Annotated in this window: 16 protein-coding genes and 4 pseudogenes; 12 read left to right on the top strand and 8 right to left on the bottom strand. The window is 42.0% G+C overall.

What is annotated here, in order from left to right; all coding sequences use genetic code 11:
* Positions 1–171: 171 nt before the first annotated feature.
* The 5 genes and pseudogenes from B5D77_RS28170 to lptC all read left to right on the top strand — a co-directional run.
* Positions 172–334 (top strand): annotated as a pseudogene (locus B5D77_RS28170) (ISAs1 family transposase); the annotation flags it as partial.
* Positions 335–472: 138 nt separating this feature from the next.
* The gene (locus B5D77_RS27400; protein WP_254052985.1) at positions 473–1018 is read left to right on the top strand and encodes a DUF262 domain-containing protein; all 546 of its coding nucleotides are present in this window, start codon (positions 473–475) and stop codon (positions 1016–1018) included.
* Positions 1019–1138: 120 nt separating this feature from the next.
* Positions 1139–1321, top strand: a complete 183-nt coding sequence (locus B5D77_RS27395) for a hypothetical protein (protein WP_254052984.1) — start codon at positions 1139–1141, stop codon at positions 1319–1321.
* A 78-nt stretch (positions 1322–1399) separates the two neighbouring features.
* Complete coding sequence (locus tag B5D77_RS27390; RefSeq protein ID WP_254052983.1) at positions 1400–2194, top strand: HNH endonuclease family protein; 795 nt, start codon at positions 1400–1402, stop codon at positions 2192–2194.
* Between the two features lie 308 nt (positions 2195–2502).
* A complete protein-coding gene (gene lptC, locus B5D77_RS18040) occupies positions 2503–3651 on the top strand; it encodes an LPS export ABC transporter periplasmic protein LptC (protein ID WP_106909357.1) in 1149 nt (382 codons plus the stop codon).
* 67 nt (positions 3652–3718) lie between these two features.
* Here the strand turns inward: lptC and nuoK are convergent, their stop codons facing one another.
* The 5 genes from nuoK to pyrE form a co-directional block, all read right to left on the bottom strand.
* Complete coding sequence (gene nuoK, locus B5D77_RS18035; protein ID WP_197533180.1) at positions 3719–4024, bottom strand: NADH-quinone oxidoreductase subunit NuoK; 306 nt, start codon at positions 4022–4024, stop codon at positions 3719–3721.
* A 25-nt stretch (positions 4025–4049) separates the two neighbouring features.
* Positions 4050–4646 carry an NADH-quinone oxidoreductase subunit J gene (locus B5D77_RS18030; RefSeq protein WP_008203498.1) on the bottom strand — a complete coding sequence of 199 codons (597 nt, stop codon included), beginning with the start codon at positions 4644–4646 and terminating at the stop codon, positions 4050–4052.
* A 145-nt stretch (positions 4647–4791) separates the two neighbouring features.
* Positions 4792–5364, bottom strand: a complete 573-nt coding sequence (gene ndhI, locus B5D77_RS18025; RefSeq protein WP_002733194.1) for an NAD(P)H-quinone oxidoreductase subunit I — start codon at positions 5362–5364, stop codon at positions 4792–4794.
* Between the two features lie 42 nt (positions 5365–5406).
* Positions 5407–6525 carry an NADH-quinone oxidoreductase subunit NuoH gene (gene nuoH, locus B5D77_RS18020; RefSeq protein ID WP_002734266.1) on the bottom strand — a complete coding sequence of 373 codons (1119 nt, stop codon included), beginning with the start codon at positions 6523–6525 and terminating at the stop codon, positions 5407–5409.
* Between the two features lie 514 nt (positions 6526–7039).
* Positions 7040–7729 carry an orotate phosphoribosyltransferase gene (pyrE, locus tag B5D77_RS18015; protein ID WP_008203497.1) on the bottom strand — a complete coding sequence of 230 codons (690 nt, stop codon included), beginning with the start codon at positions 7727–7729 and terminating at the stop codon, positions 7040–7042.
* A gap of 53 nt (positions 7730–7782) precedes the next feature.
* Between pyrE and B5D77_RS18010 the strand changes: the two genes are divergently transcribed.
* Entirely contained in the window at positions 7783–8235 is a 453-nt protein-coding gene (locus B5D77_RS18010) for a porin (protein ID WP_106909356.1), read from the top strand.
* Between the two features lie 342 nt (positions 8236–8577).
* On the opposite strand, the pseudogene B5D77_RS18005 reads toward B5D77_RS18010, so the two are convergent.
* Positions 8578–9150: pseudogene (locus tag B5D77_RS18005) on the bottom strand (ATP-binding cassette domain-containing protein); the annotation flags it as partial.
* Positions 9151–9324: 174 nt separating this feature from the next.
* Between B5D77_RS18005 and B5D77_RS18000 the strand changes: the two are divergent.
* From B5D77_RS18000 to B5D77_RS17985, 5 genes and pseudogenes are all read left to right on the top strand, one after another.
* Entirely contained in the window at positions 9325–9630 is a 306-nt protein-coding gene (locus tag B5D77_RS18000) for a DUF4277 domain-containing protein (protein ID WP_008204946.1), read from the top strand.
* Positions 9631–9721: 91 nt separating this feature from the next.
* Entirely contained in the window at positions 9722–9985 is a 264-nt protein-coding gene (locus B5D77_RS17995) for a hypothetical protein (RefSeq protein WP_106908226.1), read from the top strand.
* Between the two features lie 246 nt (positions 9986–10231).
* Positions 10232–10609 (top strand): hypothetical protein, encoded by a 378-nt coding sequence (locus B5D77_RS27385; protein ID WP_254052981.1) that lies wholly within the window; start codon positions 10232–10234, stop codon positions 10607–10609.
* Entirely contained in the window at positions 10492–10746 is a 255-nt protein-coding gene (locus B5D77_RS17990) for a hypothetical protein (RefSeq protein ID WP_254053092.1), read from the top strand. Before B5D77_RS27385 ends, B5D77_RS17990 begins: the two co-directional genes overlap by 118 nt.
* A gap of 41 nt (positions 10747–10787) precedes the next feature.
* Positions 10788–11601, top strand: a pseudogene (locus B5D77_RS17985) (helix-turn-helix domain-containing protein).
* A gap of 297 nt (positions 11602–11898) precedes the next feature.
* Here B5D77_RS17985 and B5D77_RS27380 read toward each other — a convergent pair.
* Positions 11899–12055 (bottom strand): annotated as a pseudogene (locus B5D77_RS27380) (IS30 family transposase); the annotation flags it as partial.
* A gap of 268 nt (positions 12056–12323) precedes the next feature.
* On the opposite strand from B5D77_RS27380, the gene B5D77_RS17980 reads away from it, so the two are divergent.
* Positions 12324–13109 (top strand): SWIM zinc finger family protein, encoded by a 786-nt coding sequence (locus B5D77_RS17980; protein WP_008203492.1) that lies wholly within the window; start codon positions 12324–12326, stop codon positions 13107–13109.
* A 262-nt stretch (positions 13110–13371) separates the two neighbouring features.
* Here B5D77_RS17980 and topA read toward each other — a convergent pair whose 3' ends face one another.
* Complete coding sequence (gene topA / locus B5D77_RS17975) at positions 13372–16008, bottom strand: type I DNA topoisomerase (RefSeq protein ID WP_008203491.1); 2637 nt, start codon at positions 16006–16008, stop codon at positions 13372–13374.
* Between the last annotated feature and the right edge of the window lie 344 nt (positions 16009–16352).

Genomic DNA, 16352 nt, shown 5'->3' with positions numbered 1-16352 from the left:
GCAACTGGGGCAAAAAGTATTAAGTGTACGGTAGAAGGTGGACAGACTTGCGAGCAAGATGTGAGTCAGCATCGTTTCAGTATATAACCATGAGCAGGATGGAAAGGTTGACAAAGCTTTGTCCTAGTGAAACGTCAAGGCAAACGGGAGGGAAAGAACTTTGAGGAGAAGACTTATTTCATCAGTAGTGAAAGATTGTCTGCGAAAGCCTTTTTGAAGGCAATTCAGGGGCATTGGAGTATTGAAAATCAGTTAAACTGGGTGAAAGATGTCACCTTGAAGGAGGATAAACCGCCTCGGTGGGGGTCATTCTCCCGTTAACTGGGCGATTTTATTTAGTTAGTTGATTTCCTTAGTTTGCCGTGGAAGGTTTCGGACGGTTCCCTAAGCTCGGCGTTTATGGGCTAATCAAATTGAGACAATTTTTACCACTTTTACCAAAGACAAAACGATTGCAGGAGCAAATCAAATCATGAAAGCATCAGAAACCAGTCTTCGTAATTTACTTGAAGGTACTAAACAATTTCAGATCCCTCTATTTCAAAGACCTTATTCTTGGGACAAGCAAAAATGGGATACTTTATGGGAAGATCTAATGAGTCTCTATGATAAGGAGCAAGAACCTCATTTTCTCGGTTCTATTGTCACCCAGTCAATTCCTGGAACAGCCGAAGGTATATCTCCGTATGTCGTAATAGATGGACAACAACGTCTTACTACTCTTGCCATCATCATAGCGGCTTTGCGAAATTATTTACAAGAGAAAAACCATACAGAGTTGGCGGAAGAATTATATGAATACTATCTGATAAATAAGTTTAAAAAAGATGATGATTTTTATAAAATCTTGCCAACTCAAGGTGATCGTGAAGCTTACAAAAGTATCATAAAAAACCAAAATAGCAGAGAATTTGATAACAAAATAATATATAAGGCATATCAATACTTTAAGGAACGTCTTAAAAAGAAGAATTTTGCAGAGGGAGAACATAAACTCTTCAAAAATATTCTTTTATAGCGTTTAATTTTAGTCAATATTACTTCTGATAGCGAAGAAAATCCTTATCTTATTTTTGAAAGTCTCAATACAAAAGGACAAGAACTTACCCAAGCCGATTTAGTCCGCAACTATGTTTTTATGAAGTTACCTAGTGAACAACGAGAAGATATATACAAACAAAAGTGGCAACCTCTTGAAGCATCTTTTAAAAGACTAGCTACTACAGAGCCAATAAAAAAAGAGGAAAAATATGCTGAATTATTGACTAATTCTTTTTGGTTCTATCTTCGCAAAGACGGTGAATCAATTAGTCAAAAATAAGTTTATAAAGAAATTAAAAAACGCCTAGACAAAAATGCGGAAAACAATAGTTTTAACATTAAAGATAAACTAGATGAGTTGATTAACTTTGCTGAATATTATCAGTGTCTTGTTTTTCCCCAAGAAAGTGAAAACAAAGACGAACTAAAAGATCGGTTTATTCGATTAAATCGCCTAGATTTTGGTACTTGTCATATTTTTCTTCTCAATATCTATAAAGATTTTCAAGACAAGCATTTATCTATTCAGGATTTCCTTCAAATTGTTGATTGTTTAGAATCATACTTTGTTCGACGCTTCTTTGTCAATAAATCTACAAGAATTTTAGGGAAAATTTTTGAAAATTTATATAAAGAAATAAAACAACAATCTAAGTCTAATAATACACTGTTTAATCTCAAAAAAGTTCTGAGAGATTATCAAGGAGAAAAGTCATGGCCATCAGACGATGAATTTCGTGAAGGACTAATCAAAAAAGACATCTATGGTAAAAATGCCAAAACAAATGATAGAGTTAAGCTTATTCTGGAAACCATAGAACGCCGCATGACCAAAGAGATGGTTGATACTGATAACCTAACAATAGAGCATATAATGCCCCAGAAATTAACACCGAACTGGCAAGATATGCTTGGTGATAATCACGAACAAATACATAAAACTTGGCTACATACTTTAGGTAATCTGACTTTGACGGCCTACAATTCAGACTTATCTAATAAACAGTTTTTAGATAAAGTTAGTTTGTTTAATAAAAAAACTAATGTTTCTTTGAACAAATACTTTTATGACAAAAATGTCTGGAATAAGGAAGAAATTGAAAAGCGAGCTAATTATCTAGCTGATCTGGCTATTGAAATTTGGTCAAGATAAAATAACTAAAGATGTGCGAAACGTTTAGGCATCAAATAAGGCTGAAATGCCTGAAATAATTGCCTAGTCAGGTCTTCAGTGATCAAACGGCAGCCAATGGAAACCTAGAATCATCCGTAGTTAACTTGACCTTGAGTCAACTACAATGATATATAGACAGCCAATGAATGTCAGGCTGTATCCTTAACAAGGGAACAGTCAAACGAGGAGCCGTATGAGGTAAAACTCTCATGTACGGTTCTGGATGGGAGGGGATGGAGGCGACTCTATTCTCGACCCCTAATAAAATAGCAGCGGAGCGATCGAAATTGAGGCAGCGGTTACACTTAAAACTATCAATTGGGCGCGGGGCTGCCCTCCTCATCGGTTTGCTGGGATTAACGGCCTGTCAACCCCCCGATCCGCCGACAATTTCGCCGACAGAATCGCCTAAAATCGAGGAAACTGGCCGCTTAATTCTCAATAATGCCACCTTAGAACAGGCTAACCCCTCGGGACAACCCCTCTGGAAAATTCAAGTCAAAAAAGCTACCTACACCCAAGACCAAAAAATTGCCCGTCTGGAAAATATCAAGGGTAATATCTATCAAGAGGGGAAAGTAGTTTTACAGGTTAGTGCTGACCGCGGTGAAGTTTACAAGGAAGGCCAGGAAATTCTCCTCAAAGATAATATTGTGGCTGTAGATCCCCGCAATAAGGCCATTATTAACGCGCCGGAATTGCGTTGGCTACCCAAGGAAGGTATTTTAATCTCCCCCAAAGGGATCAAAGGTAGTCATCTACAACTAGAAGCTAAGGCCCGCCAAGGACGCTACGACACGCGCCAAGAAAAACTAGAATTACAAGGTCAAGTGGTGGCTACCGCCAAGGAATCCCGTGTCGTCCTGCAAACCGAGCGCCTGTACTGGGAAATTCCGCAACAGGTCATTAGTACCGATCAAAAAGTCGCTTTTGATCGCTATATTAATAAAACTATTATCGATCGCCTTACTGCTATCGGCGGTCGTTGGGAAAGAAAAAATAATCAGGTTATCCTGCAAGAAAACCTCGAATATCGCTCTTTAGAACCACCTTTACAGATTTCTGGTTCTCAGGCAATTTGGAACTATCAAAATCGTACCCTAACGTCCGATCGCCCCACGGAAATTTTTCAATATCAAGATCAAATCACTATTACTGGTAATCGTGTGGTGGTGGAATTAGGCAATCGTATCGCTTATCTCAAGGATGGGGTTAAGGGAATTAATCAGAAAACTGGGGCGCAATTGTATAGTCAGATATTAACTTGGAAAATGTCGGAAAAAATTGTCGAGGCCGAGGGGAATATTATCTATGAACAACAGGAACCAAAATTTAATCTCACCGGCGATAAAGCGATCGGCACTTTAGAAGATAATAACATTGTTGTTACCAGTAGCTCCCCCGATCGAGTTGTCACTGAGATTTATCCTCGTTAACAGGGAAAAATTAACCAAAAAAAACTCTCCCCAAAAAAGGGAGAGAGGGGGGTAAATATTTAAAACCTTACCATTTGAGCAGGTTAAACTGTTCCATATCGATCGTGTCGCGGTTACGATAGATAGTCAGGATAATCGCTAAACCCACGGCTGCCTCGGCTGCCGCTACGGTAATCACGAAAATAGTAAAAATTTGGCCTCGGATATTAGCGGGGTCAAGATAGTTGGAAAAACCCATTAAGTTAATGTTAACAGAATTGAGCATCAATTCGATCGACATTAAAACCCGGACAGCATTGCGACTGGTGACTAAACCGTAAATTCCGATACAAAATAAAGCCGCCGCTAATAACAAATAATACTCTAACTGAATCTGCATGATACCTCTTTCTTTTGTCCTATTTAGGGGCGGTTAATTCTCTAGGTCGTTCGGGTAATGTTAAGGCTGTGGCCGTAGGTTCTTCAGCTTTTAGGGTAGGGATAAGGTCGCGACGAGCTAAAATAATTGCTCCGACCATGGCCATTAATAATAGCACGGAAGCTAATTCAAAGGGTAGCAGGAAATCACTAAAGAAATGCTTACCGATTTCTACTAAAGTATTAGTCACAACGGCGGGAGAAGTGGTAGAAATTGACCAAGGTGTGATTAAAACCATGGTCGATAACAGTACAAATAAACCCACACAAACTAAAGCAGTAGATGCCTGACGGATCCAACGTTTAGGAATATCAGAAAAGTCCTCTTGCTTGTTAACAAGCATAATAGCAAAGAGAATTAAAACGTTAATCGCACCCACATAAATTAGAATTTGTGCCGCCGCTACAAAATCAGCATTTAGTAAGAGATATAAACCGGAAATGCTGATAAAAACACCGCCCAATAAAAAGGCGGAATAAACGATATTAGATAATAGTACCACGCCTAAAGCTGTCCCGATTACTAGGGCTGCTAAAATGCCAAAAGATACTATTTGAACGCCCTCGGCTAAATTCACAGTAGTTTCATCTCCTTTTATGTTTGAGAGTTATTAATTATTAGTTATCAGCTTCTGAAGGCAAGAGGCAACAGGCAAGAGGCAAAAGACAGAATCTGGCAATTCTCCTACCTAAAAACCGTGACGGCTGATAGCTAACTGCTAATTAATCGGTAATTTCTTCCGGACGTTTACCGGCGCGTTGACTACCGGCGGGTAAATCGTGGGGTTCGATAACACCTTTAGGCAGATAACCTAATTCCCTCAGAGGTGTTACCATCGGGTCTTGGGTGACTTTGTAGGGTAAACGGCCTAGGGCGACGTTATCATAGTTTAATTCATGACGATCATAGGTCGCTAGTTCGTATTCTTCGGTCATGGACAAACAATTAGTCGGACAGTATTCCACACAATTGCCACAGAAAATACAGACCCCAAAATCGATACTGTAGTGTTTGAGTTCTTTCTTTTTAATTTCCTTGTTAAAAGTCCAATCCACTACCGGTAAATTAATCGGACAAACTCGCACACAAACTTCACAAGCGATACATTTATCGAACTCAAAGTGAATTCTACCCCGATAACGTTCCGAGGGAATTAACTTTTCGTAGGGATACTGAACGGTAATCGGACGACGACGCATATGGTCGAAGGTAACGGATAAACCTTCGCCGATGTATTTCGCCGCTTGAATGCTACCTTTGGCGTAATCGCTGACTTGTTTGAGGATGTTAAACATGATGGTCAGAGGTATAGTAGGTTAACAGGGCAAAAATGGGAATTAACCGCCAAAAGCAAAGGGAAAAGCTAGTTTTAGGGCGGCGGTAAGTAGTAGGTTAACTAAAGATACCGGTAAGAGGAATTTCCAGCCTAAATCGAGTAATTGGTCAATGCGAACCCGGGGTACAGTCCAACGCAAGAGAATAGCGATGAAGATGAGAAAATAGGCTTTTAATACCGTCATCGTAATCCCGAGGGAAGCGGTGATAATTTGTAGCCAGGGATTGGTTTCACTAACTCCCAACCAGCCGGCTAAAGCATTGACGGGGATAGGAAATTCCCAACCACCAAGATAGAGGACGGCGAAAACTAGGGCCGACAGCACCAGGTTAACGTAGGAACCCACATAAAAGAGAGCGAATTTCATCCCCGCGTATTCGGTTTGATAACCGGCGACTAATTCCTCCTCCGCTTCTGGTAAATCGAAAGGCAGACGTTCACACTCAGCTAAAGCGGCAATCCAGAAAATCAGAAAACCCACCGGTTGGCGCCAGATATTCCAGCCTAAAATGCCATAACCGGATTGTTGTTCGACAATATCAATGGTACTGAGACTATTAGACATCATCGCAATCGCTAATACCGATAAAGCCAAGGGAATTTCATAACTAATCGATTGCGCCGCCGCCCGCAGGCCTCCCAGCAAGGAATACTTATTATTTGAGGCATAACCCGCCATTAATAAACCAATGGGGGCAATACTGGACAAGGAAATCCATAAAAAGATCCCTACGTTTAGGTCAGTAATCAGCAGATTTTGACCGAAGGGGACGATGAGGTAGGAGACAAACACTGGCATCACCACCAAAATCGGCCCAAAGAGGAATAACCAGGGGTCAGCCTTAGCGGGGACGACATCTTCTTTAAAGACTAATTTCAGACCGTCGGCGACCGGTTGTAAAACGCCCAAGGGTCCTGCGTATTCCGGTCCAATACGCTGTTGGACGGCGGCGGAAATTTTCCTTTCTAACCAGACGCAGACTAAAACCCCCACTGTGGCGGCTATAATCATCAGGAACATGGGTAAAGGCATCCAAATCGCTTTAGCCAGTCCTCCACTTAATCCCAAGTCTGTTAGGGATTTAATGAAACTTTCTTGTAAATCTATGCCTTGATTCATATTTGGCGATCGCTGTACTGTCGATAGTTCGGCATGGTTTGAAGATTTTTAAGCAAATCTTATAGCCTAGTATACAGTTAGTCGGTCTGAGGGTTATCAGAAAGTGATAAAGGCTTCAATTCTTAGAGCCAAAGAGAGCCAAGGCATCTTGAGTCCCCGTGCGAGAATAGCTATTAGTCAATAGCTAGACTCTGAATCTATCAATGTTACTAGCTGTTTCTTCGGGACGAAAACCTCGGCTAGTTACCAAATTATTCACAGGAAAAAAATCTAGTTAAGTAGCTGGTTATAATTAAATTTAAAATGGATTTTAGGTTCGATCCCCCCTGCCCCCCTTGATAAGGGGGGTTTCTGATAATTTTTAACGCCTACCTACTTAACTTATCGTTTAGGCAATGAAGGCAGCCCGCTTGAATCTGTCTTCCTCTTTGTGTTCTTTGTGCCTTTGTGGTTTATCCCCAGAGCCAATCCGACTGTTAAAACCCAGTTATCGAGCGTTTCTGGCCACTCACCGCTATTGATTATGATAAGCCGCCTGTAGATCCTGAATCGAAAACAAAGCTTGAAACTTTATTCCCTGAGATTGGTAAAATTCCGCCCCTCCTTGCTCTCTATCCACCAAAGCAATGATTAAATCTACTTGATAACCCGCATCCCGTAATCTTTCTACCGCTACCATGGCACTTTTCCCCGTTGTCACCACGTCTTCGAGGACAACCACCGCGGCACCGGGGTTTAAAGTCGGCCCCTCGATATAAGCCATAGTGCCGTGACCTTTTGCCTCTTTGCGGACGATTAAAGCTGGAATCGGGCGATTTTCGTAGGCAGATACCACACTAACGGCGCTGACAATCGGATCCGCCCCTAGGGTTAATCCTGCCACCGCTTGGGTATCTGGAGGCAGTAGAGACAGCAATAAACGCCCCACGGCTAAAGCTCCCTCCGCAGTGAGGGTAACTTGTTTGCCGTTGATATAGTAGCTGCTTTTTTGTCCTGAAGACAGGGTGAAATCCCCCTCTCGATAGGCAAGACGGACAAGAGCATCGAGGAGAAATTGACGCAGGGAAGCAGTGTCGAGATTCGCTACCGAGGAATTAGCCATATTTTCAGGATTGGGAGCCTGACTGACTCCAAAATTTCGGTTACAATTGAGCCAAAAGTCATTATATATTGACTCGATCGCTAGTATTAATTTCTTTCTCATCCCATTGACGCGATTTTTAAATTAACCCTATCCCTGTGAGGAGATTTTTACCCATGCGCGCTAAGTTTTTACTTCCTTCCCTGTTTTGTTTAACCGGTTTAGTCTGGTTGAGTTCGCCTACTGCGATCGCCGAAACTCCACCCGCCACCAATCCCCCACCGGTAAAAACCCAACAATTGCAAATTGTCCCCTCTCCCGATACGGCGGTAGGATTTAATAATATCCCTGGTTTGTTTAACCGCGCTGTTAATAACAATACGGGTCGTTTCTACGACTACACCAGCATTTTAGGACAGTTCAACTCTCTTTTTGGTTGGCGTACTTTTATGCAAGGTTCCTATTTCGATAATATGATTACCCGGGATGCCAAATTAACTGAAACTTTATACTATGATGTCATGCAACAGCAACAGTCTGGCCCCTTAATTCGCACCCAAGATTTGGCCAATCCCTTCGATACTTCCCTACAGGAAAATCCCAGTTATTTAAGTCCAGGCGGCTTTTAATTGGTCAATTTAACTCGGAATTGGCGAACAATGTAATGGGTCGAGAATCTTCTTTGAAGGTTCCCGAACTGCGGCAATATATCTTTTTAAGTTCAATCGAAGCTCCCTGAGAAGCTAAACTCTCACCCATTGGGCAATATCAAGGGTTTTGTCATAACGATAGATCATGCCATCATTGGCAACAATTATTTGACCTCGACTGGCTTTATTTTTGATCGTACTTAGGCTCTTCTAGGTTCTGTGTGATAAGTTTAACTTACATAGGATCGATCTTTGTGTCCTTTGTGTCTTTGTGGTTCGTTCCACCCCCTCGCTCTTGAGAAATGTATCTTAGAATACATTTTACCCACCAAAGCTGGGAGAGCCCGTACTTAAGCTATAGTTGGTCAGTTTTTGCATTTCTTGATGGGTAAAATTGTCTTGATTGTTCATTTCAGAGACAATTCCTATCGTTTCATCAACGGTTTTGGCATTGTTAGAATGAGTTGCAATCGCTGCTGATGGATGATAGTCTTCCATTCTCATTAATCGCCAAGTAGAATCCTCGGAAAGTTCCAAAACCTTTTGATGATAGTTAAACAAACTTTCTCGATGTCCGACACTAATAAAAGTCTTGCCAGTTTGTTGTAACTGTTTATATAAATGATCTTCATTTTTTAAATCTAAAGCACTGGTGGCTTCATCTAAAATCACAAAATCTGGCTGATTAACGAATAGTCGCACAAAGGCTAGACGCTGTTGTTCTTTTAAAGATAAAATATTTTCCCAATCCACTTCCTCATCAAAATTTTTGATGCGATTAAGAACATCTTGCAGGTTAACTTCTTGTAAGATTTCTTTTAATTGGGATTCACTCATCTCCGTTGTCGTTTGAGGATAAATTAGCTGTTTGCGCAAGTTTCCTAAAATGATATAACCCACATTCCGCAGGTTGAAAAACACAAAGGGAAGGACAGAGAAAGTTGAGCAAACCACTAAGTATAAATACTCGGAAAGCTCTTGAGATAGCTAAGTATAAATATTCAAACACCTGAGACGAAAAAGATGAGATAATAATTAAAGTGAACCGCTCATACCTAGAGAAAAAAAATGAACCAGGAAATCAAGGTAAAAAACTTAGATCACTTAGGGATAGTTGCGGGAATTATTGATGAATTAGGAATCGAAGATTTAGTCAATGAAGCATTAGGAATAGACAAGAGAGAGAAAATTAGTGCTGGCACAATCGTGAAAGCCATCATCCTAAATGGTTTGGGATTTGTTAGTAAACCTTTATATTTGTTCCCCAAGTTTTTTGAAGATAAACCGATAGAACACTTATTAGGAAAAGGAATAAAATCCGAAGAGATAAATGACGATAAAATCGGCAGAGTTATGGATTATCTACATAAATAGGGTCTAGAAAAAACTTGGACAAGTTTAGCGATAAATACGATCAATAAGTACGAAATAAATACTAAATACAGTCATCTAGATTCGAGCTTCGGTGTCCGTTCATGGAGAATACAAGCTCAAAGAAGAAGAGGAAGAAAATCAGCAAGAAAACTCAGAAAATGTTATCGAAATTACTTATGGATATTCGCAAGATGAAAGACCTGACTTAAAACAGTTTATGCTAGAGCTGATGGTAAGTAGTGATGGGGATGTTCCTTTGCTAATGAGAACAGGTTCAGGGAACGAGTCGGACAAAAATATTTTTCCGTTAATCATAAAAGCTTATCAAAAAAACCTGAATCTGGAGACAATATAGGTAGCAGATAGTGCCTTATACACCGCCAAAAATCTTCAGATTTTAGGAGAAATAAAATGATTAACCAGAGTACCTTTTAGCTTAAAAAAGGCGAAAGAAATTGTAGAAAAAGCTAAGGAAGCTGAGTTTCATTTAAGTCAAAAAAAAGGCTATAAATACCAAGAAAAGCCAGTAAATTATCACGGAATTAGGCAAAGATGGCTTATCGTAGAGAGTGCAGCTAGAAAAGATTCAAACTTGGAAAAATTGTCTGATAAGTTAAGGAAGGAGAAAGAAAAAATTGAAAAACAATTAAAGAATTGGCAGCACAGAAAAAAGCCTAACCTGACTGAATTGAAACTCGAAGTAAAGAAATTTAATAAAACTTTAAAATATCATGAGTTAGGAGAATTAGAATATCAAGAAACCCTCAATAACAAGAAGAAGAAAGTCTATAGCTGTCAAGGAGTAATTGAAAAAAAGCTGAAATTATTAAAGCCGAAACAGAAAGAGCAGGAAGATTTATTATCGCCACTAATGTTCTCGACAAGGAAAACCTATCGGCGGAAGAAATGCTTGATGAATATAAAGCACAACAATCTTGTGAACGAGGATTTAGATTCATTAAAGACCCCTTATTTCTAGCAGATAGTGTCTTTGTGAAAAACCCAAAAAGGATAGAAACAATGGTTTTTTTAATGGGAATATGCTTATTAGTATATAGTCTGGGACAAAGAATGTTAAGTAGTCATGCAAAATTAATTACCCAAATAAAAAATTAAGAAGTATAATACATGAAAAAACCAAGCAGCAGGAAAATACAATGAGATTGATTAGAGACCTAAACCCCGAGAGCCAGAAAATGCTAGAGAGAATTTATCGAGCTAGTAAACATCATCAAGTAAGAGAGCGAGCGAAATGTATACTCTTAAGTTTTCAGGGAACCACGATAGAAGAATTGAGCGGAATATTTGGAGTTACGAGAAAGACCATCTATAATTGGTTGACGGCCTGGGAAGATAGAAAACTAATTGGTTTTTATAATCGTCTAGGAAGAGGGAGAAAACCTAAATTGATAGAAGCACAAGGTCAACAAGTTGAAGAACCGAAAAGCTTAAAAAAATCCAGATAAAAATTGTAGAAGAATGGAAATTAACCGTAAGCAAAGACACGATAAAAAGACTCATAAAAAAAATCAACATGAGGTGGAAAAGGGTGAGAAAAGGGGTCGCCAAAACGTCTGATGAGTGGGAGATTGAGGTCAAACTACCTATTTTAGAAGAACTCAAAAAACAGGAAAAAAGAGGAGAGATTGAGATAGGATATTTGGATGAAATGGGATGGGATTCAAAGCCTTGTATTCCTTACGCTTGGCAAGAAGAAAAAACCACGATTAAGTTGCCACCAATTGAAGGTAAAAGACTAAATATTTTAGGAATAATGAAACGAGATAATCAATTATTTTATGAGATACAGGTCGGAACGGTTACTAGCGAAATTTAATTGAAATATTATGGAGATTTTTAAAATATGAATGGATTGAATTTAGCACCTATAAAGACCGAAAGAGCCTCCTCGCTTACGTTAAAAAAGTGCTGGACAATTTTGGAGGCGAGTATGTAATTAATTTTGCCTAGGTACTTACTTACTTTTTTAAAAGGTTGTTTTCAGTTTTTGCGGCGAGTCTCACTCTCATACTAAATCCTGTTTAAAAAGTATAGGAAAGTGGGAAGTGGGGAGTGGATTTTTAAAGTTCGATTGGGAGTTAATCACACTATTAAGCTGTTCGTAATTTAAATTGCCTGTTGAGATGAGGCAAGAGGCAAGAGGCAACAGTAAAGGGATTTGGGGAGATTCGGCTAATCTAAGAATAAGCGATTTAAATACGTCTTAGCCTAAAAACCGATTTAGTATCAGCTTGTGCTATACCTTTGTAGATAGCATCCGCAGGAACTCTGATTCCTTCTTAATACTTGCTCAGGTGGTGCTTTGATGACATAGGATCAAGACGGCTATTTGTCGTTGAGATAAATTTTCCTCTTGACTAAGTTGGTAGAGCAACTTTCTTGGTTCTAAGTAGGTGGGTGGAATTAAATATAAAATAAACGTAGGTTGGGTTGAAGCATGAAACCCAACGCCCGCATGGGTTACGCTACCGCTAACCCATCCTACAAATAATTGTGCCTACCTACTTATGTTAAGATATTGAGGGCTTCGTTTTTGGGTCTGATTTGTTGTTGTATTGATCAGACTATACCTGATGAGCCTTTCCTAGTAAAGCCTCTAGGCTGATGCTTTTCCTTTTTGAATTGGCGTTTTTGTTGGTAACGAAGCTGATAAGCGGTAGGGTGAATAAAAAATGACAGAACAAGCTTGGTGGGTACAAAAATGGTTAGAACTCCTCGATTCCTATCGCTTTAAAAAACGCTTGGAACGAGCCAGACTGTACGCAAGAGAAGGCAATGTTTTAAGTATTGACTTTGAAGACTCGCAAGTTATTGCCAGAGTACAAGGCAGTGAACCAGCGCCTTATATAGTGGATTTATCCCTAGCGGCCTTTAGTGATGAAGAATGGGACTATATTATTAAGCTTCTCTCCAAAAAAGCCATTTATTCTGCTCAATTACTCACCGGACAAATGCCCGATCATATCGAGCGTATTTTTATCGACAGTGGGGTGAATTTATTTCCCTTTTCCCTGGCCGATATTCGCTCCCGTTGCACCTGTCCCGATCAAGCCAACCCCTGCAAACATATAGGAGCAGTATATTATCAATTGGGCGATCGTTTTAGCGTCGATCCCTTCCTGCTGTTGCAACTGCGCGGCCGAACCAAAAGCCAAATTCTGGAAGCTTTACGGGAAAAACGCTCCTATTCCTCTGATAATCAACCTTTAGCAGTCAGTCAACCCTCCGCAGTAGTCGAAAAAACTGCCCCCGAAAGTGCTATCGATCGCTTTTGGCAGTACGATGAAGAGCTAGATCCCTCCCTAGTCGTAATTACGCCGGGGAATGAAAATCAAACCATTCTCGACATTTTAGGCAATTTTCCCCTGGCTGCTCCCGAATCCGATGCCATAGAACAATTTTTAAAACCAATTTACCGGCAAATTCCCCAAGAAGCGATGGCGATTGCTTTACAGTAGGGGAATTTGAGGTATAAGTAGCTGGTTATAATTAAATTAAAAATGGATTTTACGTTCGATCCCCCCTGCCCCACTTGATAAGGTAGGGTTGATTCATGAATCAACCCTACCCTTGATAAGGGTGGTGTCTGATAATTTTTAACGCCTACCTACTTAGGATCAGCCTAGTCAAAGTGGTGCAGAGGACAAAAAAGCCAACCGGATTTGTCGCCGCGTCGGGGTGAGGAATTAACCATGGAGAAAATTGCCTCACCACTAACTGCTAAACCTTCTTACTTTTGCTGGTTTTACTACCCGGAGAAGTAGTTTTTTTGGTGGTGCTAGAAGTAGTTTTCTTGGTGGTGGTTTTCTTGGCAGTAGTTGCCTTGGCCGCTAGGGCCGACAAAGCTTGTTCTAGGGTGAGGGTTTCGGCGGTTTCGCCTTCGGGAATTTTGGCGTTGGTCTTAGCGTGTTTGATATAAACTCCGTAGGGACCCTCGTACAATGCCACCAATTCCCCGTCGTCGGGATGTTTGCCCAATTCTTTTAGGGGTGGTTTGCCCGAACCGCGGGTGCTGCGAGCTTTTTTCGGTTCGGCTAATAGGGCCAAGGCGCGATCGAGGGTGATGGTTAGGATATCATCGCCGGCTTTGAGGGAACGATATTCTTTTTCTTTGCCTTCTTCGCGAACTATATAGGGACCGAAGCGTCCTAAACTGGCTTTGATTTTGCCTCCGGTGAGGGGATCGGTTCCCAGCAGTCGCGGCAGTGCTAATAAACCCACCGCTTGTTCGAGGGTGATATCGTCGGGTTTGACTCCTTTGGGTAGGGAGGCGCGTTTGGGTTTGGGATTGTCGTCGCTGACATCTCCTAACTGGACGTAGGGACCATAACTACCGACGAGCAGATAAATGGGTTCTCCGGTGTCGGGATCAAGACCGATTTTATCGGGACCTGCGGTTTTTTGTCGCAGCAGGGTTTCTACCTGTTCGGGGTTGAGGTCGGCGGGGGTTAAATCGGCGGGGATGGAAGCGGTGAGGATTTGATCGTCTCGGGAGACTTCCAGATAGGGACCGTATTTGCCGATCTTGATAGTTGCCTGTAAATCCTCTAAAATCACCGATTTGGCGGTGCTAGAGTTAATTTGACTCTCGCGCTCTTTTACTTGGCTTTCTAGCCCCTTTTCGCCGCGATAGAAGCGATCGAGATAGGGCAACCATTGAGCGGAACCGGTGGCGATATCGTCGAGGGTTTCTTCCATTTTTGAGGTAAATTTGGGATCTACCAGGTCGGGGAAATGATTTTCTAACAAACTAACCACGGCAAAAGCGGTGAAGGTGGGAATGAGGGTTTTATTCCGCATTTGGGCATAACCGCGATCGATAATGGTGCCGAGAATGGTGGCGTAGGTGCTGGGTCGCCCGATTCCTTCACTTTCGAGGGTTTTTACGAGTGAGGCTTCGCTATAACGGGCGGGGGGTTGGGTATCGTGGCTAATGGCTTCTAGTTTGCGACAATTGGGGGTATCACCGACGCTGAGGGGGGGTAGGATGATTTCTTGGTCGTCGATGGCGGCTTCGGGATCGTCGGAACCTTCCACATAGGCGCGGAAAAAGCCGGGGAAGTCGATTCTTTTGCCGGAGGAGCGAAATCCGGCATCTTCCACCTGAATATTGACGGCGATCTGGGTAATACGGGCATCGGCCATCTGTGAGGCGACGGTGCGTTTCCAGATTAGGTCATAGAGGGCGAATTCTAGTCCGCTCAGACCAGTTTCCCGGGGTAGGCGAAAGCTACTGCCGGCGGGCCGGATGGCTTCGTGGGCCTCCTGCGCTCCTTTGCTTTTGGTGGTGTATTGCCGGGGTTGGGGACTGAGATAGTTTTTGCCGTACATTTGTTCTACACAATTGCGGGCGGCGGTGATGGCCTGATCGGAAAGATGGACGGAATCAGTCCGCATATAGGTGATGTAGCCCTGTTCGTAGAGATTTTGGGCGATTCGCATGGTGTCCCTGGCGGATATGCCTAGTTTCCGGTTAGCTTCTTGCTGTAGGGTGGAAGTAGTGAAGGGGGGGGATGGTTTGCGAGTGGTGGGTTTTTCTTCGGTGTGGCTAACGCGCCAGATTTTGTCTTGGATGCGTTCTTTTAAGGCCGCCGCCGTCGCTTGATCTAAGAGTGTCACCTGGCGACCGGGGAGCAGTCTGCCGGTGTCGGCATCGAAATCGCTCCCATTTGCCACTTTTTGACCGTTTAAGGTGACTAATTTCGAGTCGAATTGATTTTTGTCCTTTTCTAAAGTCGCTTTCAGGTCCCAATAATTGGCGGTTTTAAAGGCCCGTCGTTCCCGTTCCCGTTGCACGAGCAGACGCACGGCTACGGATTGCACCCGGCCGGCGGATAACCCTTTAGAGATTTTTTTCCAGAGTAGGGGGGAGAGGGTATAACCGTAGAGGCGATCGAGTATGCGGCGGGTTTCTTGGGCGTGAACTAAATTTTCGTCGATGGAGCGACAATTTTTCAGGGCGGTTTGGATCGCTTCTTTGGTGATTTCGTGAAATACCATCCTTTTGGTGGGTATTTTCGGGTTGAGTACCTGCAAGAGATGCCAACTGATGCTTTCCCCTTCCCGATCTTCGTCGGTGGCAAGGATCAGTTCGCTGGCCCCTTTGAGGGCTTCTTTTAATTCTTTGACGATTTTACTTTTGGTTTTGGGGACGACGTAGAGAGGATCGAAATCGTTCTCCACATCCACGCCTAAGTTAGCCCAGGATTTGTCTTTCTGGGCGGGGGGAATTTCTTCGGCGGAGGCGGGCAGATCGCGGATGTGGCCCATGGAGGCTTGGACTCGATAGCCGCTAGGCAGATAATTACTGATCGTCCGAGCTTTGGTGGGGGATTCGACAATAACCAGGGTTGACATAGGAATTGATCACGAGGGCATGGCCACAGCGACTGTTTTAGTTAGACTGACCATCTTTGTTTGATGATGGGCAAAAGTTACTATTTATCTTGACCGGCTTGATTCCAGTCAAAAGCCACTTACTACGATAATAGAGATTAAAGCTGGTGTTTTGTCACTAACTTCTTAATAAAACTTAATATTTTTCCAGAGCAGCGATCGGACTCAAGGCACTGCCAAGGGTAATATAATCTGTTTGAGGAGTGGTAATTATGAATTATGAATTGAAGAGAAGGGAGAAGGGAGAAAAAAGCTGATCACTGATCTAGGTTACGCTTCATCTTTAGGAGAAACGCTGTAGTTAT

The sequence above is a fragment of the Microcystis sp. MC19 genome, from assembly GCF_003019735.1.
Taxonomy (GTDB): Bacteria; Cyanobacteriota; Cyanobacteriia; order Cyanobacteriales; family Microcystaceae; genus Microcystis.
Note: the sequence above shows the minus strand (reverse complement) of the source record. Positions and strands in the feature narration are given on the sequence as shown.